The sequence below is a fragment of the Streptomyces sp. NPDC002076 genome, assembly GCF_053593835.1.
Genome location: NZ_JBSFDI010000008.1, coordinates 158839 through 177662, shown reverse-complemented (window position 1 = coordinate 177662; position 18824 = coordinate 158839). Strand labels below are relative to the sequence as shown.

General features: G+C 71.1%; 16 protein-coding genes. 10 read left to right on the top strand and 6 right to left on the bottom strand.

The annotated features are described in order from the left end of the window. Positions 1–6: 6 nt before the first annotated feature. Together ACWCQS_RS19125 and ACWCQS_RS19120 are read right to left on the bottom strand one after the other, a co-directional pair. Positions 7–480 carry a DUF2771 domain-containing protein gene (locus ACWCQS_RS19125; protein ID WP_451005494.1) on the bottom strand — a complete coding sequence of 158 codons (474 nt, stop codon included), beginning with the start codon at positions 478–480 and terminating at the stop codon, positions 7–9. 557 nt (positions 481–1037) lie between these two features. Continuing rightward, entirely contained in the window at positions 1038–2444 is a 1407-nt protein-coding gene (locus ACWCQS_RS19120; protein WP_451005493.1) for an MFS transporter, read from the bottom strand. A 288-nt stretch (positions 2445–2732) separates the two neighbouring features. On the opposite strand from ACWCQS_RS19120, the gene ACWCQS_RS19115 reads away from it, so the two are divergent. The 5 genes from ACWCQS_RS19115 to ACWCQS_RS19095 all read left to right on the top strand — a co-directional run bounded on the left by ACWCQS_RS19115 (position 2733) and on the right by ACWCQS_RS19095 (position 9780). Beyond that, a complete protein-coding gene (locus ACWCQS_RS19115; RefSeq protein WP_451005492.1) occupies positions 2733–3659 on the top strand; it encodes a DUF3027 domain-containing protein in 927 nt (308 codons plus the stop codon). A 265-nt stretch (positions 3660–3924) separates the two neighbouring features. After that, a complete protein-coding gene (locus ACWCQS_RS19110; protein WP_451005491.1) occupies positions 3925–7065 on the top strand; it encodes a sacsin N-terminal ATP-binding-like domain-containing protein in 3141 nt (1046 codons plus the stop codon). Positions 7066–7197: 132 nt separating this feature from the next. Next, complete coding sequence (locus ACWCQS_RS19105) at positions 7198–7818, top strand: calcium-binding protein (protein WP_451005490.1); 621 nt, start codon at positions 7198–7200, stop codon at positions 7816–7818. Between the two features lie 134 nt (positions 7819–7952). Then, positions 7953–8819 (top strand): hypothetical protein, encoded by an 867-nt coding sequence (locus ACWCQS_RS19100; RefSeq protein WP_451005489.1) that lies wholly within the window; start codon positions 7953–7955, stop codon positions 8817–8819. A gap of 130 nt (positions 8820–8949) precedes the next feature. Further along, positions 8950–9780 carry a hypothetical protein gene (locus ACWCQS_RS19095; protein WP_451005488.1) on the top strand — a complete coding sequence of 277 codons (831 nt, stop codon included), beginning with the start codon at positions 8950–8952 and terminating at the stop codon, positions 9778–9780. A gap of 7 nt (positions 9781–9787) precedes the next feature. On the opposite strand, the gene ACWCQS_RS19090 is transcribed toward ACWCQS_RS19095, so the two are convergent. Continuing rightward, on the bottom strand, positions 9788–12184 hold the full coding sequence (locus ACWCQS_RS19090) for an HAD-IC family P-type ATPase (protein WP_451005487.1): 2397 nt from the start codon (positions 12182–12184) through the stop codon (positions 9788–9790). Between the two features lie 46 nt (positions 12185–12230). Continuing rightward, positions 12231–12497 carry a DUF2530 domain-containing protein gene (locus ACWCQS_RS19085; RefSeq protein WP_451005486.1) on the bottom strand — a complete coding sequence of 89 codons (267 nt, stop codon included), beginning with the start codon at positions 12495–12497 and terminating at the stop codon, positions 12231–12233. A gap of 150 nt (positions 12498–12647) precedes the next feature. Between ACWCQS_RS19085 and ACWCQS_RS19080 the strand changes: the two genes are divergently transcribed. Next, positions 12648–14099: an NCS2 family permease gene (locus ACWCQS_RS19080; protein WP_451005485.1), complete on the top strand. Its 1452-nt coding sequence runs from the start codon at positions 12648–12650 to the stop codon at positions 14097–14099. A gap of 37 nt (positions 14100–14136) precedes the next feature. On the opposite strand, the gene ACWCQS_RS19075 is transcribed toward ACWCQS_RS19080, so the two are convergent. Beyond that, the gene (locus tag ACWCQS_RS19075) at positions 14137–14319 is read right to left on the bottom strand and encodes a ribbon-helix-helix protein, CopG family (RefSeq protein ID WP_451005484.1); all 183 of its coding nucleotides are present in this window, start codon (positions 14317–14319) and stop codon (positions 14137–14139) included. A 154-nt stretch (positions 14320–14473) separates the two neighbouring features. Between ACWCQS_RS19075 and ACWCQS_RS19070 the strand changes: the two genes are divergently transcribed. The 3 genes from ACWCQS_RS19070 to ACWCQS_RS19060 all read left to right on the top strand — a co-directional run bounded on the left by ACWCQS_RS19070 (position 14474) and on the right by ACWCQS_RS19060 (position 17590). Continuing rightward, complete coding sequence (locus ACWCQS_RS19070; protein WP_451005483.1) at positions 14474–14911, top strand: MarR family winged helix-turn-helix transcriptional regulator; 438 nt, start codon at positions 14474–14476, stop codon at positions 14909–14911. A 24-nt stretch (positions 14912–14935) separates the two neighbouring features. Next, a complete protein-coding gene (locus ACWCQS_RS19065; RefSeq protein WP_451005482.1) occupies positions 14936–16282 on the top strand; it encodes an MFS transporter in 1347 nt (448 codons plus the stop codon). A 129-nt stretch (positions 16283–16411) separates the two neighbouring features. Beyond that, complete coding sequence (locus ACWCQS_RS19060) at positions 16412–17590, top strand: TIGR03118 family protein (protein WP_451005481.1); 1179 nt, start codon at positions 16412–16414, stop codon at positions 17588–17590. Positions 17591–17622: 32 nt separating this feature from the next. Here ACWCQS_RS19060 and ACWCQS_RS19055 read toward each other — a convergent pair whose 3' ends face one another. After that, complete coding sequence (locus tag ACWCQS_RS19055) at positions 17623–18144, bottom strand: GNAT family N-acetyltransferase (protein ID WP_451005480.1); 522 nt, start codon at positions 18142–18144, stop codon at positions 17623–17625. A 39-nt stretch (positions 18145–18183) separates the two neighbouring features. Between ACWCQS_RS19055 and thpR the strand changes: the two genes are divergently transcribed. Then, positions 18184–18756: an RNA 2',3'-cyclic phosphodiesterase gene (thpR, locus tag ACWCQS_RS19050; RefSeq protein WP_451005479.1), complete on the top strand. Its 573-nt coding sequence runs from the start codon at positions 18184–18186 to the stop codon at positions 18754–18756. The last annotated feature ends 68 nt before the right edge of the window (positions 18757–18824 follow it).

Here is an 18824-nt window from a genome sequence, read left to right as displayed (position 1 = left end):
CCGTGATCAGGCCTTCGTCAGCTTGAACGACCACATGCCCTGGTTGGACTTCTCGCCCATCCGGATCGTGACCGTGTTGATGTCGCCCTGGGTGCCGTACTGCTGGTTGAAGAACGCGCTGCCCGGGACGGTGCGGTAGGTCTTGTTGCTGACGTCGGTGAACTGCTGGCCGTTCACCAGCAGGACCCAGCCGGCGTCCGCGATCTTCGGGTCGACGCCGATGCGGACCGTCTCGTCCTGGTCGACCTTGATCGACTTGGCCTTGCCGACGTTCTTGACGCACGTCGCCAGCGACTTGGCGTCCAGCGCGTTGCCGTCGTTGTAGCACATGGCCTCGGAGTTGACCGAGCTGTCGCCGACGGTGACCGTCGCGACAGGCGTCGGCTTCTCGCAGGCGGAGAGCAGGAGCAGTCCGGCGGAAACGGCGCCGGCGGCGGCGACGGCGCGGCGGCGTCGCACAACGGATTGCAGCGTGGTCATGGCCGAAGGCTATCTGGCGGCCGGAGCCGTCCGCCCATGCGGGGTGCGGCGTGCCCGGTTCGTTACGCCAGCCGTGCCCGCGGTTCGGCAAACCGTGTCCGCTTCGTTATGCCGAGGTCAGGAATGTGCCGCGCGCGATGCCGAGGTGGAGGTCTGTCGGGCACGTGGGGCGGCGTGGGGTTGGGGCGGGACGTGGGGTGGCGTGGGGTTGGGGTGGGCGCGTCAGGCGACGCGGGGCGGGGTTGGGAGGTCGGGTGGCGTGGGGCGGCGTGGGGCTGGGGCGTCGGGCGGTGTGGGGCCAGGGCGGGTGTCAGGCGACGCGGGGTCGGAGTGGGCGCGTCAGGTGACGGGGGGGCCGGGTTGGGAGGTCGGGTGGCGTGGGGCCGGGGTGGGCGCGTCAGGTGACGGGGGGCCGGGTTAGGACGGCGGGTGGCGTGGGGCGGCGTGGGGTTGGGCCGGGACGTGGGGTGGTGGGGGGGCCGAGGCGGGCGCGTCAGGCGACGCGGGGCCGGGCCGGGAGGTCGGGTGGCGCGGGGCGGTGTGGGGCCAGGTGGGCGTCAGGCGACGCGGGGTCGGGCGCGGCCGCCGTGGCGGGCCGAGGCGAGGAGGCCCTTGAGGGTGGTCAGCCAGCCGACCGCCACGAACACCGCGCCGACCAGCAGGCCGACGGTGCCGTTGAGCGGCAGCACGATGCCGACGGCGCCGCCGAACACCCACGCCATCTGCAGCAGCGTCTCCGAGCGGGCGAACGCCGAGGTGCGCACCAGCTCCGGCACGTCCCGCTGGATCAGCGCGTCCAGGGCCAGCTTGGCCAGCGCCTGCCCGAACCCGGCGACCGCCGCGAGACAGGCCACCAGCAGCGCCCCGAAGAACAGGGCCGCCACGATCGCCGTACCGAGCACCACCGCGACGACGGTGACGATGATGATCTCCGGGGCGCGTGATCTCAGCCAGGCCCCGACGGCCGTACCCAGCGCGTTGCCCACGCCGGCGGCGACACCGACGATGCCGAGCGAGACCGCCGCGCTCTCGCCGGTCAGCGGGTGCTCGCGCAGCAGGAAGGCGAGGAAGAAGATCAGGAAGCCGGAGAGGCAGCGCAGGGCGGCGTTGGCGCCGAGCGCGTGGGTGACGGCGGGGCCCACGGTCCGCAGCCCCGGCCGCTTCGCCTGCTCCTTCCTGCGCTGCGGCCCGTGCAGATGCCGCTCGTCGGCCGCGAGCAGCGCCACGTCCTCGCCCTTGGCCGAGTCCACCTTGGGCGGCAGGGAGAAGGACAGGAAGGTCCCCGCGACGAAGATCACGAAGGCGCCGTACAGCGGCCAGGGATCGCCGACCTGGTGCAGTCCCGCCGCGACCGGCGCGGCGACGCCGGTGGCCAGCAGTCCCGCCAGGGTGACCCGCGAGTTGGCCTTCACCAGCGAGAACCGGGGCGGCAGCAGCCGGGGCACGACCGCACTGCGGACCACCCCGTACGCCTTCGACGCCACCAGCACGCCCAGCGCGGCGGGATACAGCTCCAGGCTGCCGCTCGCCACGGCCCCCGAGATCACCAGCGCGAGCAGGGCACGGGCCAGCATGGCCCCGGCCATCGCGGCGCGCCGGCCGTGCGGCAGCCGGTCGAGGAGAGGGCCGATGACCGGGGCGAGGACGGTGAAGGGCGCCATCGTGATGGCGAGATAGAGCGCGACCCGCCCGCGGGCCTCGTCGGTCGGCACGGAGAAGAACACCGTGGAGGCCAGCGCCACGGTGATCATGACATCGCCGGCGCCGTTCACCGCGTGCAGCTCGATCAGCTTGCCGAGCCCCGACTCACCCGCCCCGTGCGCATGCGTGGCCTTCCGGATCCCGCGCGCGGCCCCGGTGACCGGGAAGTGCAGGGCACGCCCGACGGAACGGACGGCGCCACCGGCCCGGCTCGCACCGCCACCCCGAACACCACGCCTGTCCGCGGTCGCCACGTGCTTCATAGTGCCCCGAGAAGCGGCCGGATAGTGCGCATACGACGCGCATGGCGCCGAACCGAACCGCGAGGCGGTGTGCCGGGCCGGGTGTGCGGGCAGGAAAAATTGCCGCGTGACGGCGATGAATCTCGTTCGGTGTAGCGTGCCTATCTCAGCCATAACGCAGAATGGATGGCAGAGGTGCGTCCAGCGCGCGGATGCAGACGTCGATGCGGTCCCCCGGTCCGCTCCGTCGGCAGAGCCGCCGTCAGGCAGCCGCACTCGACGAGACGGCGTAGGAGAGAAGCGATACCTGTGAGCGCAGCGACAACGCGAAGCCGCACCCCCGACCGCCTGTGCGCCGAGGCGGTCGATCTCGCCCGTGCCGCCGCCGAGGAGGCCGCGGCCCCCGGTGTGGTCGGGGAGCACTCCGGCCTCGTCTCCGAGGGCGACCGCGTTGTCACGCACTTCTTCGAGTGCAAGGAGCTGGGCTACCGCGGCTGGCGCTGGGCGGTGACCGTGGCCCGCGCCTCCCGCGCCAAGATCGTCACGCTCGACGAGGTGGTCCTCCTCCCCGGCCCCGACGCCCTGCTCGCCCCGGAGTGGGTCCCGTGGAGCGAGCGGCTGCGCCCCGGCGACCTCGGCCCCGGCGACCTGCTCCCCACCGACCAGGACGACCTGCGCCTGGAGCCCGGCTACACGGGCGAGGAGGAGCCGCCGCCGAACTCGGTGGTCTCGCACGAGATGGCGGAACTGGCGGAGGCCGAGGACGCCGACGTCACCCCCGGCGCCCCCGCCACCCAGCCCACGGTCCCCACCCGGGGCACGATCGCCGCGGTGGCGGAGGAACTGGGCATGCGCCGGGCCCGCGTCCTGTCCCGCTACGGCCTGCATGTCGCCGCGGACCGCTGGGAGGAGTCGTACGGCCCGAAGACCGCGATGGCGCAGGCGGCCCCGGCCACCTGTATGACCTGCGGTTTCCTCACCCCCATCGGCGGCTCCCTCGGCCAGGCCTTCGGCGTGTGCGCCAACGAGTTCTCCCCGGCCGACGGCCGTGTGGTCTCCCTGTCCTACGGCTGCGGCGGCCACTCGGAGGCCGCGGTCATGCCCAAGCCCCCGCAGCCGGCCCCGCCGGTCATCGACGAGACCCGGGTGGATCCCTTCCCCCTGCGCCCCGCCCGTGACTCGGGCTCGGTCCCGGAGGCGGGCGACGAGGAGACGGCGGAACTGGGCCACTCCTGACCGCGGGCGGCCCGGGTACGGCCGCGCGCCGATGTCCGACGTGTCCGACGCGCACCGTTCGTAACCGCCGCCCGCCCAGGTCCAACCGCACCGCCCGTCAACACAGTTGCCCTGAATGATTTGGGCGGGTTCGCGGCTGCCCGCAGAGGGCGGCGGCGGCCGGCGCCCGGTGTCGCTGCCACGGGATACGATCCGCAGGCGCGAGGCGCTCCACCCCGGCGCGATGCCAGGGGCTCCTCGCAGGAAGCCGGGAGGATGGGTAAGCGTGAGCAGCAAGTACGTGCGGCCTGCGGCCGAAGGCGCCGATCCCTTCGGGACGGCCCGGCTGCGCCGTGGTGTCCTCGACGCCTGGGCCACCAGCCCCGCCCGGTTCCGTGAGGACGCCAACGCCGAGGAGGACCTGGTCCTCGGCGGCTACCGGGACCGGCTCGTGGTCGAGCTGGCCCAGAACGCCGCCGACGCCGCCGCCCGGGCGCGGGTGCCGGGGCGGCTGCGGCTCACCCTGCGCGACGGGGTCCTCGTCGCCGCCAACACCGGTGCCCCGCTGGACGCGGCCGGAGTCGAGTCGCTGTCCACGCTGCGCGCCTCGGCCAAGCGGGACAGCGATGCCACCCAGGGCGCCGTCGGACGGTTCGGCGTCGGCTTCGCCGCCGTACTCGCGGTGACCGACGAACCCGCGATCGTCGGGCGGCACGGGGGCGTGCGGTGGTCGCTCGGCGAGGCACGGGAGCGGGCCGCCGAGACCGCCCGGCACAGCCCGGGGCTGGGGGACGAGATCCGGCGCCGGGACGGGCATGTGCCGCTGCTCCGGCTGCCGTTCGCCGCCGAGGGCACCGCCCCGGACCCGTACGACACCGCCGTCATCCTGCCCCTGCGGGACGCGGCCGCCGCCGATCTCGCCGAGCGGCTGCTGAACTCCGTCGACGACGCGCTGCTCCTCGCCCTGCCCGGCCTGGAGGAGGTCGTCATCGAGGTCGGGGGCGAGGCGCAGCGGGTGCTGCGGCGCCGTACCGAGGGCGCCGCCGTCGTGGTGGAGGACTCGCGCGAGGGGGTCACCCGGTGGCGTACCGTGTCCGCCCATGGGGCGCTCACGTCCGATCTGCTCGCCGACCGGCCGGTGGAGGAGCGGCTGCGGCCCCACTGGTCGGTGACCTGGGCCGTGCCCGAGGACGAGGGCGGGCGTCCGGTGCGGCCTCGTACGACGCCCGTGGTGCACGCACCCACGCCCAGTGACGAACCCCTCGGCGTTCCCGCCCTGCTCATCGCCTCCTTCCCGCTCGACACCACCCGTCGGCACACGGCTCCCGGTCCGCTCACCGACTTCCTGGTGCAGCGCGCCGCCGACGTCTACACCGAACTGCTCGCCGACTGGCGGCCGGTGACGGACGGGATCATCGACCTCGTGCCGGGACCGCTCGGCAAGGGCGAGCTGGACGGGGCGCTGCGGCAGGCCGTGCTGGAGCGGCTGCCGCGCACGGCCTTCCTGCCCCCGGCGGTGGCGGCGAAGGCGGACGACGACCACGAGCTTCCTCAGGCACTGCGCCCCAGGGACGCGGAGATCGTGGAGGGCGCCGGGGCCGCCACCGTCCGGGTGCTCGCCGAGGTGCTGCCCACGCTGCTGCCCGCCGGTCTCGAACGGCGCGTGGAGCTGCGCACCCTCGGGGTCGCCCGGCTGCGACTCGCCGACGCCGTCGACCGGCTCGCGGGCCTGGAGAAGGACCCCGACTGGTGGTGGCGGCTCTACGACAGCCTCGCCGGGGTCGACCCCGACCGGCTGTCCGGGCTGCCGGTGCCGCTGGCGGACGGGCGGACCACCATCGGCCCCCGGCAGGTCCTCCTGCCCACCCCGGACGCCGCCCGGATCGACGCGGACGTCCTCGGCCGGCTCGGGCTGAAGGTGGCCCACGAGGACGCCGCGCACCCCCTGCTGGAGAAGCTCGGCGCGCTGCCCGCGACCCCGCGCGCGGTGCTCACCACCCCGCAGGTGCGGGCCGCCGTCGCCGCCTCGCTGGACGAGGAGGGCGCGCTCGGGGGCTGGGAGGAGGACGCTCCGGACGCGGAGGAACTGGCCGAGACCGTGCTCGGGCTGGTGCGGGACGCGGACCTGGAACCCGGGGACGAACCCTGGCTCGGCGCCCTCGCCCTGCCCGACGAGGACGGGGAACTGGCCCCCGCCGGGGAACTCGTCTTCCCCGGCAGTCCGTTCGCCCGGGTGATCCGCGAGGGCGAACTGGCCGCGGTGGACCACGACCTGGCCGACAAGTGGGGCGAGCAGCCGCTGGCCGCCTGTGGCGTGCTCGCGAACTTCGCACTGGTCCGCGCCACCGACGTGGTCCTCGACCCGGACGAACTGGAGCCCCGGGAGGGCGACTTCGCCGAGCCCGACGACGCCGGGCTGCTGGACGCGGTCGACGTGTGGTGCGAGGACATCCTCGACCGCTTCCCGGACAGCCCGGTGCCTCCGGTCGCCACCGAGCTGGTCGCCGTACGCGATCTGGACCTGGTGGACGACGAGCACTGGCCGCAGGCGCTCGCGCTGCTCGCGCAGCCGCCGCTGCGGGACGCCCTCACCCAGCCGGTGCGCATCCTGCTGCCCGACGGCACGCACGACATCGTGCGGCCGTACACGGCGTGGTGGCTGCGCGGTCATCCCGTGCTCGACGGGCGCCGGCCCGCCGGTCTGCTCGCGGCGGGCGGCGATCCGCTGCTGCACGGCCTGTACGACGAGGCCGACGCGACCGGGTTCGAGGACGAGCAGGTGCTGCGGGCCCTGGGCGTGCGCACCTCCGTCGCGGCCCTGCTGGACGAGCCCGGCGGTGCCGCCGAGCTGCTGGACCGGCTGGCCGACCCCGACCGGCCGGTCACCCCGGCCCAACTGCACGGGCTGTACGGGGCGTTGGCGGAGCTGGACCCGGAGCAGGTGACGCTGCCGGACGAGCTGCGGGCCGTGGTCGACGGCCGGGTGGAGGTCGTGGACGCGGGGGAGGCGGTCGTGGTCGACTCGCCCGATCTGCTGCCGTTCACCGGCGGGGTCGCGCTGCTGCCGGTACGGCCGTCCCGCGCGGCCGAGCTGGCGGAGCTGTTCCAGGTGCGGCGGCTGAGCGAGTCCGTCACCGGCGAGGTGCACTCCGAGGGGACCGAGCACGACGTACCGGAGTCGGTGCGGGTGCTGCTCGGGCCGGGTACGCCCGAGACCTATGTCGAGCACGAGGAACTGGTCGTGGACGGCGTGGAGATCGACTGGCGGCTCACCGACGACGGTGTGCTGCACGCGGCCACCCTGGAGGGGGTCGCGGCCGGTCTCGCGTGGGCGGCCGGTCAGTGGCCCCGGCGGTTCGAGGTGGCGGCCCTGCTGGAGGACCCCTCGCGGACGGAGGAGCTGGCCAGGGACCGCTGGTTCGACTGACGGCACCCCGGACGTCCGCCTCCACAATTCTCTTACGGAATTCTCAACTTACCTACGACCGTTCCCCTGCGTGCCGAGTCCGACCCACCGGAGTCAACCGGCTCACCGATCGCAGCGCACGCGGGGGAACACATGCGTATCCACGCCTCTGTCGCCGTCGTCGGCGGCGCTCTGGCCCTGTCCGCCCTCGCCGTCCCGGCCGCGCAGGCCGACGGCGGCTACGGCGACACCAAGATCACCAAGGTGGTCGTGAACGGCGACAACAAGGTGTCCGTCAACTCCACCACCTCCACCTGCACCGCCTCGGTGACGGTCGACCCGAAGGTCGACTACTACAGCAACAAGAACGCCGGCACCTGGTACGTCGACGCGTTCGTCAACGCCAAGGACGGCGACTTCGTCTGGCGGGAGAAGGCCGGTTCCTTCTGGTTCCAGCGCGCCGCCAAGCTCACGGTCAACGCCGCCCCGGAGCCGGTGAGGAAGGGCAGGACGCTCACCGTCACCGGCACCCTCACCCGCGCCAACTGGGAGTCGCTGAAGTACGGCGGCCACGGCTCGCAGTCCGTCAAGCTGCAGTTCCGCAAGAAGGGCACCAGCACCTACACCACGCTGAAGACCATCACGGCGGACTCCGCGGGCAATCTGAGGACCACCACCACGGCGACCGCCGACGGCTACTACCGCTTCTCCTTCGCGGGCAACTCGACCACCTCCGCGGTCAGCGCCGCCGGTGACTTCGTCGACGTGCAGTAGCCGTCCGGGAATCCGCCGGAAACTCACAGCATCACTCGTACAACCACCTCATTCCTTCACGGGTCTGATCACGCGAGTCGACTGACTCCTTGATCACTGGACCTCGTGTCCACTTTCTCCATACAGGGGAACGCATGCGCATACGTGCCACCGTGGCCGCCGTCTCCGGCGCCCTGGCCCTCTCCGCCTTCGTCGTGCCGGCCGCCCAGGCCGCCGGCTCCGCCCCGTCGTACCAGACGGAGGCCGCGAAGGCGCTCCACGCCTCCGGCAAGTCCGCGTTCAGCACCGCCGAAGGCGCGGACCTCGGCGTGACGTTCTCGAACCTCAAGATCGCCTCGGCGGTCAAGGTCGGTACGACCAACCACGTCTCCACCACGGTCACCTACACGCTGACCCACGGAGCCAACTACGACATCGCGTCGGACGACTTCGCCACCGGCCCGTTCATCTACAAGGGTTCCTCGCCCGACACCGCGAGCAACATCCTGCTCGGCGACGCCCCGGCCAGCTGCACCGCCACCTCGTCGACGACCGCCAACTGCAAGGGCCTCATCGACATCTACCCCGCCGACGACGAGCTGCTCAACTCCGACGCGGGCACCTGGAACGCCGGCGCGCTGGCGCTGCAGTACAGCACCGGGGACGGCTCCGTGCAGGGCGGCCTGGGCACCACCAAGGTCCAGCGCTACTCCAAGCTGACGGTCAACGCCGGTCCCGAGCCGATCGCCAAGGGCAAGACCCTCACGATCACCGGCAAGCTCTCCCGGGCCAACTGGGAGGACCACCTGTACCACGGCTACACCAACCAGTCCGTGCAGCTGCAGTTCCGCAAGTACGGCTCCAGCACCTACACCACGCTGAAGACCATCAAGTCGGACTCCACGGGCAACCTGAAGACCACGGCCACCGCGTCGGTCGACGGCTACTGGCGCTTCTCCTTCGCGGGCACCACGACCACCCCGGCGGTCAACGCCACGGGTGACTTCGTCGACGTGCGGTAATGGATCAGTAAGCGCGGCACAGAATCTGGTCCGCGGGGGCAACCGCCGTACAACCAGCGGAATCTCCCGCGGATCTGATCGCGTGAGTCAACCGACTCCACGATCACTTCTCCCTCCAGGGGAATCGCACATGCGCATACGTGCCACCGTGGCCGCCGTCTCCGGCGCCCTGGCCCTCTCCGCCCTCGCAGTCCCGGCCGCGCAGGCCGTCACCGACTCGGGCGCGCCGTACACGCTGAACGCAAGCTTCTCCAACGTCTCGATCGCCAAGTCGATCAAGGTGGGCACCACCAACGAGGTCACCGTCGCGTACTCGTACACGCTGACGCACGGCTCCACCGTCAACATCGCCGCGAAGGACTTCTACACGGACGCCTTCCTCTACCACGGCACCTACAGCGACACCGCCCCCGAGCTGTACGGCGACAACCCGGCGACCTGCACCGCCACCTCGTCGACGACGGCCACCTGCAAGGGCTCCATCAACATCTACCCGGCCGACGGCGACCTGAAGAACGCCTGGGCCGGCAGCTGGAGCGTGGCCGCCGAGGCCGTCGCCTTCAACGGCCAGGACCAGCAGAACCCCGACATGAGCAAGGTCGGCTTCAAGGACCAGAGCGGCCTCGGCACCAGCCTGGTGCAGCGCAACTCCAAGCTGACGACCACCGTGAGCTCGACGTCCGTCTACAAGGGCAAGAGCGTCACGGTGTCGGGCAAGCTGACCCGGGCCGACTGGGAGCACCACACGTACAACAACTTCGGCGGCCAGCCCGTCAAGCTCCAGTTCCGCAAGGCCGGCACGAACACGTACACCACGATCAAGACGGTGACCACGGACTCGTACGGCAATGTGAAGACCACGGCCACCGTGAACTCCAGCGGCTACTGGCGCTACTCCTTCGCCGGCGTCTCGACGACCCCGGCGGTCAGCGCCACGGGTGTGTACGTGGGCGCGAAGTAGTCATCCCCTAGTCGGGAAAACGGCGGTCGACCCACTTCCACAGCCACTCCAGGGCGACCGCCGCCACCACCGCGATGCCGACGGCGGTCCACGGCATCGTGACCCCCACCAGCTTCAGCGCGAAGAAGCCCTGCAGCGCCGGGACGGCCAGGACCAGCAGGAACGCCACGCCCATCGCCGCCACCAGGGCCAGGCGCCACCAGGTGTAGGGGCGGGCGATGATCGCCAGGATCCACATGGAGACCAGGAAGAGGGTGAGGGTGGCCGCGCTGGTCTGCGCGTCCAGCCGGCCGTTTCCCGTGTAGTGGTCACGGGCGACCAGGTACGTCACGAAGGTCGCCACCCCCGCCACCACGCCACCCGGGATCGAGTACCGCATGACCCTGCGCACGAAGTGCGGTTTCGCCCGCTCCTTGTTGGGTGCCAGGGCCAGGAAGAACGCCGGGACGCCGATGGTGAGGGTGGACAGCAGGGTCAGATGCCGGGGCAGGAACGGATACTCCACCTGCCAGCACACCACCAGGACGGCCAGCAGCACCGAATAGACCGTCTTCACCAGGAAGAGCGTCGCCACGCGCGTGATGTTGCCGATCACCCGGCGGCCCTCGCCGACCACCGACGGCAGGCTGGCGAAGCTGTTGTTCAGCAGCACGATCTGCGCCACCGCCCGCGTCGCCTCCGAACCGGAGCCCATGGCGACCCCGATGTCGGCGTCCTTCAGCGCGAGCACGTCGTTCACACCGTCGCCGGTCATCGCGACCGTGTGCCCGTGCGACTGCAGCGCCCCGACCATGTCCCGCTTCTGCTGCGGGCTGACCCGCCCGAAGATCGTCCCCTGGTCCAGCGCGTCCGCCATGCCCGCCCGGTCGGCGGGCAGGTGCCGCGCGTCCACCGTCCTGCCCTCCAGGCCCAGCTTGGCGGCGACCGCGCCGACCGACACCGCGTTGTCGCCGGAGATGACCTTGGCGCGGACGTCCTGGTCCGCGAAGTAGCGCAGGGTGTCGGCGGCATCCGCCCGCAGCCGCTGTTCCAGGACGACGAGGGCGGTGGGGCGGGCGCCATGGGCCGGCTCGGGGTCGTCCAGGTCGCGGCTCGTCCGGGTCAGCAGCAGCACCCGCAGGCCCTGCTTGTTGAGGCGCTCGGTCTCGGCCAGAGCCGGGTCGCCGTCGGCGAGGAGGACATCGGGGGCGCCGAGCAGCCATGTGCTGGTCTCGCCGTCGGCCTCGCTGAACGCCGCCCCGCTGTACTTGCGGGCCGAGGAGAAGGGCAGCGACTCCACGCAGCGCCACTCCTCGCTGTCCGGGTAGGCGTCGATGATGGCCTGGAGGGAGGCGTTGGGGCGCGGATCCGACTCGCCGAGGGCGCCGAGCACCCTGCGTAGGTAACCCTCGTCGGCCCCGTCGAGCGCCCGTAGCTCGGTGACGTCCATGCCGCCCTCGGTGAGCGTGCCGGTCTTGTCCAGACAGACGGTGTCGACGCGGGCCAGCCCCTCGATCGCCGGCAGCTCCTGCACCAGGCACTGTTTCCGGCCGAGCCGGATGACCCCGATGGCGAAGGCGACCGAGGTGAGCAGGACGAGCCCCTCCGGGACCATCGGGACGATGCCGCCGACCGTACGGGCGACAGAGTCCTTGAGGCCGTTGCTCTTGACGGCGAGCTGCGTGATGACGAGCCCGATCGCCGCCGGGACCATCATCCAGGTGACGTACTTGAGGATCGTGGAGATGCCGGTGCGCAGCTCGGAGTGGACCAGGGTGAAGCGGGAGGCCTCCTCGGCGAGCTGGGCGGCGTAGGCCTCGCGGCCGACCTTGGTCGCCTGGTAGGCGCCGCCGCCCGCGACGACGAAGCTGCCGGACATGACCGGATCGCCGGGGCGTTTGACGACGGGGTCGGCCTCACCGGTGAGCAGCGACTCGTCGATCTCCAGCCCGTCGGCCTCGACGCAGACCCCGTCCACCACGGCCTTGTCGCCGGGACCGATCTGTATGAGGTCGTCGAGGACGATCTCATGGACGGCGACCTCGATGGCCGTGCCGTCTCTTCGTACCGTCGGCCGGGCCTCGCCGATGACCGCGAGCGAGTCGAGGGTCTGCTTGGCCCGCCACTCCTGGATGATGCCGATGCCGGTGTTGGCGAGGATCACAAAGCCGAAGAGGCTGTCCTGGATCGGCGCGACGAACAGCATGACCAGCCAGAGCACGCCGATGATCGCGTTGAACCGGGTGAAGACGTTGGCCCGGACGATCTCGCCCAGTGACCGGCTGCTGCGCACCGGTACGTCGTTGACCTGGCCGCGGGTGACGCGTTCCGCGACCTCGGCGCGGGTCAGCCCTGCCGACCTGGTCATCGGCAGGGCCACCGGGTGCACGGGGTCGAGTTCCGCACCGGCGTCTATGTCGGTCATGCATCCGACGGTACGTGCGGTTTTGCCCCCTCGCCCGCTTTACGGGTTACTCGGCCGACGTCGACCGCAGGGCCGCCGCCCGCTTGATCGCCGCGTCCCGCTTCCTGACGTACCAGATGCCGATCAGCCCCAGTCCGCCCCCGGCCAGGCAGGTCCACAGCCACCACAGATGTCCGTGCTCGTGGAACCAGCCGTAGAAGGGGAGCTGGACGAGGAAGAGGACGAACCAGACGATCGTGCCGCCGGTGATGGTGGCGACCACGGGGCCCTCCAGGGGCTCGGGCGCCTCGTGCTTGGGGGTCCACTTGGCCATGTGCACAGCTTAAGCGGCTGGTCGTTCTACGCGCGGAGATGGCGATCTCGGACTCATATGTTCATACTGAAACCGTTTGTCTGTGTCCGCTTCTGTTCGTATGAAACTCCAACGAGGCTCGGGGGAACCCCGTTGGTGATGGAGACCCGCATGTCCACCTCGGCACCCGCCAAGGTCCCCACCCCCGAGATTCCGGGCGGTGTGCCCGCCCAGGGCGCCCTTGACCGCTACTTCAGGATCTCCGAGCGCGGCAGCTCCGTCGCTCGCGAGATCCGTGGCGGTTTCGCCACCTTCTTCGCGATGGCGTACATCATCGTGCTGAACCCGATCATCCTCGGCAGCGCGAAGGACATGTACGGGCACCACCTGGACAATGGCCAGCTGGTGACGGCGACCGCGCTGACGGCCGCGTTCACCACCATCCTCATGGGGGTCATCGGCAACGTCCCGATCGCCCTCGCCGCCGGCCTCGGCGTGAACTCGGTCGTCGCCCTCCAGCTGGCGCCCCGGATGTCCTGGCCGGACGCGATGGGCATGGTCGTCCTCGCGGGCTTCGTGGTCATGCTGCTGGTCGCCACGGGGCTGCGCGAGCGCGTGATGAACGCCGTGCCGTTCGGGTTGCGCAAGGCGATCTCGATCGGTATCGGCCTGTTCATCATGCTGATCGGCCTGGTCGACTCCGGCTTCGTCACCCGGATGCCGGACGCCGCCCAGACCACCGTCCCGGTCCAGCTCGGCACCGGCGGTCATCTGCACGGCTGGCCGGTGCTGGTCTTCATCCTGGGCGCGCTGCTGACCTTCGCGCTGATCGTCCGCAAGGTGCCGGGCGCGATCCTGATCTCGATCGTCGGCATGACCGTCCTCGCGCTGGTCCTCAACGCGGTCACCACGATCCCGTCCTGGGGTCTGACGGTCCCGAAGTGGCCGGGCAACCCGGTCGCCACCCCCGACTTCGGCCTGGTCGGCCACGTCAGCCTGTTCGGCGGCTTCTCCAAGGTCGGCGTGCTGACCGGCGTCCTCTTCGTCTTCACGGTCCTGCTGTCGTGCTTCTTCGACGCGATGGGCACGATCATGGGCGTCAGCGACGAGGCCAAGCTGACCGACGCCGAGGGCTACATGCCCGGCATCAACAAGGTCCTGTTCATCGACGGCCTCGCGGTCGCGGCGGGCGGCGCCAGCTCCTCCTCGGCCACCACCGCGTTCGTGGAGTCCACGGCCGGCGTCGGCGAGGGCGCCCGCACGGGCCTCGCGAACGTCGTCACGGGCGGCCTCTTCGCCGTCGCGCTGTTCCTCACCCCGGTCGCCACGATGGTCCCGTCCCAGGCGGCGACCCCGGCGCTGGTCGCGGTCGGCTTCCTGATCCTGTCGAACTCGATCAAGGAGATCGACTGGGCCGACTACACCATCGCGATCCCGGCGTTCGTGACGATGCTGATGATGCCGTTCACCTACTCGATCACCAACGGCATCGGCATGGGCTTCATCACCTTCACGGTGCTGCGCCTGGCCGCCGGCCGGTTCCGGGAGATCCCGGCCGCGATGTACGTGGTCTCTGCGGTCTTCGCCTTCTACTACCTGATGCCGGCCCTGGGCCTGACCTGAGCCGGCTGCGGTTCTACGGCGTCACGGTTCCACGGCGTCACGTGACGCCGTAGAACCGCTCCGTCTCCTCGACGGCGGCCTGGAACCGCTCGTCGAAGTCGTCCCGGATGAGCGTGCGGACCACATAGTCCTGCACGCTCATTCCTCTTTTCGCCGCGTGCTGCCGGAGTCTTTCGAGCAGCTCTCCGTCTATGCGCAGGCTGAGCACACTGGTCGCCATGCGTAAGAGGGTCGCCACATCCGGCCACCCCATGCGTCACTTTCGGGAACCGACTCACTCGTTTGGGTGATCGATTGATTCAGTGGCGGGCATCACGGACTTCTGGGCGTGTCGCGGTGGTCTTTAGAGAGAGTAATGAGTTACTCTAAAGAACATGCCGGACTTCACCCATGGCGACGACGCTGCCGCCGTGAACGCCCTCCGCTCCGCCGTGATGCGGCTGTCCCGTCGGCTCAAGCACCAGCGGGTCGACGAGTCGCTGAGCCCCACCGAGATGTCGGTGCTCGGCACCCTGGCCCGCTGTGGCTCGGCCACCCCGGGCGAGCTCGCCCGCAAGGAGCACGTCCAGCCGCCGTCGATGACCCGCATCGTCGCGCTGCTGGAGGCCAAGGGGCTGGTCCGGCTGGAGCCGCACCCCGAGGACCGGCGCCAGAAGGTCGTCACCCAGACCGAGCAGGCCGAGGCGATGCTCGAGGAGAGCCGCCGCAAGCGCAACGCGTTCCTGGCCGGCCTGGTCGAAGGCCTCGACGAGGACGAGTGGGCCAAACTGCGCGCCGCCGCCCCCGTGCTGGAGAAGCTCGCACATCTTTGAGCACTGTCTAGGAGGCGAACGCTTTTGAGTACGGGATCCGGAACACCTTCCGCCCCCGCACCGACCGTCACTACTACCCCCACCGCCCGCAAGGGCTCGATGTTCAGCTCGCTGAGGATCAGGAACTACCGCCTCTTCTTCATCGGCCAGGTCGTCTCCAACACCGGCACCTGGATGCAGCGCATCGCCCAGGACTGGCTGGTCCTCAGCCTCACCGGCTCCTCCGCCGCCGTGGGCATCACAACGGCCCTGCAGTTCCTGCCGATGCTCCTGTTCGGCCTCTACGGCGGAGTCCTGGTCGACCGCCTCCCCAAGCGCCCCACGCTGCTGGTCACGCAGACCGCCATGGCCGTGACCGGCCTGGCGCTCGCCTTTCTCACGCTCAGCGGCCATGTCCAGGTCTGGCACGTCTACGTCGCCGCCTTCGCCGTCGGCCTCGCCACGGTGCTCGACAACCCGGCCCGCCAGTCCTTCGTCTCCGAGATGGTCGGCCCCGAGCAGCTGCAGAACGCGGTCAGCCTGAACTCGGCGAACTTCCAGTCCGCCCGCCTGGTCGGCCCCGCGGTCGCCGGTGTGATGATCACCGGCGTGGGCACCGGCTGGGCGTTCCTCGCCAACGGCCTGTCCTTCGTCGCGCCCATCACCGGCCTGCTGCTGATGCGCGCCCGTGAACTGCACGCGGTCCGGCGCGCGCCCCGCGGCAAGGGCCAGCTACGGGAAGGCCTGCAGTACGTGGCGGGGCGCCCCGAGCTGATCTGGCCGATCGTGCTCGTCGGCTTCATCGGCACCTTCGGCTTCAACTTCCCGGTGTGGCTGTCGGCGTACGCGAACGGCGTCTTCCACTCCGGCGCCGGCTCCTACAGCCTCTTCAACACCCTGATGGCCGTCGGCTCCCTGGGCGGCGCCCTGCTGGCCGCCCGGCGCGGCACGGCCCGGCTGCGCATCCTGATCGCCGCCGCGCTCGCCTTCGGCACGCTGGAGGTGGTGGCCGCACTGGCCCCGTCGTACTGGCTGTTCGCGCTGCTCATGGTCCCGATCGGGGTCTTCGGCCTGACGGTCAACGTCACCGCGAACACCGCCGTGCAGATGGCCACCGACCCGGCCATGCGCGGCCGGGTGATGTCCCTGTTCATGATGGTGTTCATGGGCGGTACGCCGCTGGGCGCGCCGGTCGTCGGCTGGATCACCGACACCTACGGCGCCCGGGTCGGCTTCGCCCTCGGCGGCCTGATCTCGGCCGCGGCCGCCGCCGGTATCGGCCTGGTCCTGGCCCGTATCGGCGGTCTGCGGCTGGCGGTCGGCTGGTACCACGGCCATCCGCGGGTCCGCTTCGTCCCGCGCGAGCGGGAGCGGCTGGCGACGGCGGCGTAGGGGCCGCCGCTGCCCGCGCTCGTACGGATGTGCGGCTGCGTGTCGATCGCAGGCGTGATTGCCCTTGTATGAGATTACTTCTGCCGATGAGTCCCATTTGGCACCCGTAGGGGCACAAGGAGCATCCACATGGCATCACTGGCATCGACCCCGAGATCGCGCTCCCGCGTGCGGCGGCTGGCGGCGGTCGCGCTGACCCTCGGCACGGTCGGCGCGCTCGCCGCCGCCGTGCCGTCCGGGGCGGTGGACGCGCCGCGCCGCGCCGACCACGGCTTCCGCGAGCGCGACCTCGTCTCCGACATTGCGGGCAGGGCGGAGCTACGGGACCAGAACCTGGTCAACCCGTGGGGCCTCGTCCGCACGCCGAGCGGTGCGATCAGGGTCTCCAACAACGGAACCAACACGTCCACGGTGTACACGGGCGCCCGGGACAACCGGCCGGTCATCGCCCTGTCTCCCGTCATCCAGCTCCCCCCGGACGCTGACCCGACCGGGATCGTGCGCAACGACACCGACGACTTCCGCTTCACCGTCTCCCAGAGGTCGGCTCCCGCGCGGTACATCTTCGCCGGGGAGAACGGCGGCCTCTTCGCCTTCAACGCGAACGTGGATCCGACGCACGCGGTCAAGGTCGTCCAGGAGGACGACGCCGTCTTCAAGGGCCTGACCCTCGTGGACTGCGAGAGGAAGCACGAGAAGAGCGCGGGGTACGGCCAGAGCGGCTCATGCGACCGGCGGGAGCCGCGCCTTCTCGTCGCGAACTTCCGTGACGCACGCATCGACGTCTTCAACTCCCGCTTCGTCCGGCTGAACCGGCCCGGCGCGTTCCGGGACCCGAACATCCCCGACGGGTTCGCGCCCTTCGACGTCAAGGACATCGGCGGCAGGATCTTCGTCACCTACGCCAAGCAGGACGCGGACAAGCACGACGACGTCCCCGGTCCGGGCAACGGCTTCATCGACGTGTTCACCACCAAGGGCAAGCTGATCAAGCGCTTCGCGAGCGACAGGAAGCAGAAGCTCAACTCGCCCTGGGGCCTGGAGGTCGCGCCCAAGGGGTTCGGGAAGTTCGCCGGTGACCTGCTCGTCGGCAACTTCGGGGACGGGCGCATCCACGCCTTCGACCTGAACAGCGGCCGGTTCGAGGGGACCCTGAGGGACCGCAACGGCCGGGCGATCGTGATCGACGGCCTGTGGGGCCTGCAGCAGGGCACCGACCGGTCCGGCGGCAGGGACAGCGTCTGGTTCGCCGCGGGCATCAAGGGCGAGAAGGACGGGCTCCTCGGCACCCTGCGTGCCGAGCGCTGATCCGTCGGCCGTAGTGAGGTGCTCGCCCGCGGTCACACCCGCCGGGCGAGCACCTGCCCCGGCCAGTCGTTCTCGCCGGTGGTGTACGCCTGCGTCGGCGTGAAACCGTTCGCCTCGTAGAAGGCGACGAGCTTGCGGTCGCCCCCCGCGTAGCAGTCCACCCGCAACAGGGAGACCCCGGCCCGCCGGGTCTCCTCGGCCGCGTGCGCGAGCAGCGCGGCACCGGCGCCCCGTCCCTTGAAACGGCGGTCGGAGGCGAGCCAGTGGATGTACCGCTCGGGCTCGCCCGGCGCCGGCAGATGCGACAGGTAGGCGCCGGGCGCGTCCGTGAGGGTGAGGGTGGCGGCCGGTACGCCGTCGATCTCGGCGAGGTAGGTGGTGCCCTGCGTCATGTACCCGGCGACCGATTCCGCGACCCTCGGGTTCTGCGACAGCGGCTCGCTTCCCCACTGCTCGGTGCGCCCGTGTGAGACCAGCCACCGCACACTGCTGTCGAGCATGCCGAGTATCGCCGGCAGGTCGTCGGGGCCGCCTTCGCGCATGATGATCGTCATGGGGCCATCCTGCCCGCGCGGGTCTGCGAAGGTGAAGGTATGAGACTCTTCGCCGCGGTGCTCCCGCCGGAGCATGTCGTCCATGAACTCGCCGTCGAGGTGGCCAAGCTGAAAAGGCTGCCCGGCGCCGAGCGGCTGCGCTGGACCAACCGGCCGGGCTGGCACTTCACCCTCGCCTTCTACGGCGAGGTCGCCGACGACCTCGTACCGGACCTGTCGGACCGCCTGGCCCGCGCGGCCGGCCGCACGGCGCCCTTCGACCTCGCCCTCTCCGGCGGCGGCCAGTTCGGGCACGGCAAGGCCCTGTGGACCGGCGCCTACGGCGAGGTGGAGGCGATGCGGCTGCTGGCCGACCGGGCGGAGTCGGCGGCGCGCAAGGCGGGCGTGTCGATGGGGGAGCACCGCCGGTACAAGGCCCACCTGACGGTGGCGCGGAGCCGGGACTCGGTGGACGTACGGCCGTATGTCGATTTGCTCCGCGAGTTCACCAGCCGGACCTGGACGGTGAACGAGCTGGTGCTGGTGCGGAGCAATCTGCCGCGCTCGGGCGTGGTGGGGGAGCAGCCGCGCTATGAGGCGGTCGCCCGCTGGGCACTGGGCGCCGGCCGTTAGGCTCGACGGTGTGGACCCTAAGACTCGGAACCGGATCATGGCCGGCGTGCTTGTGCTGATGTTTGTGG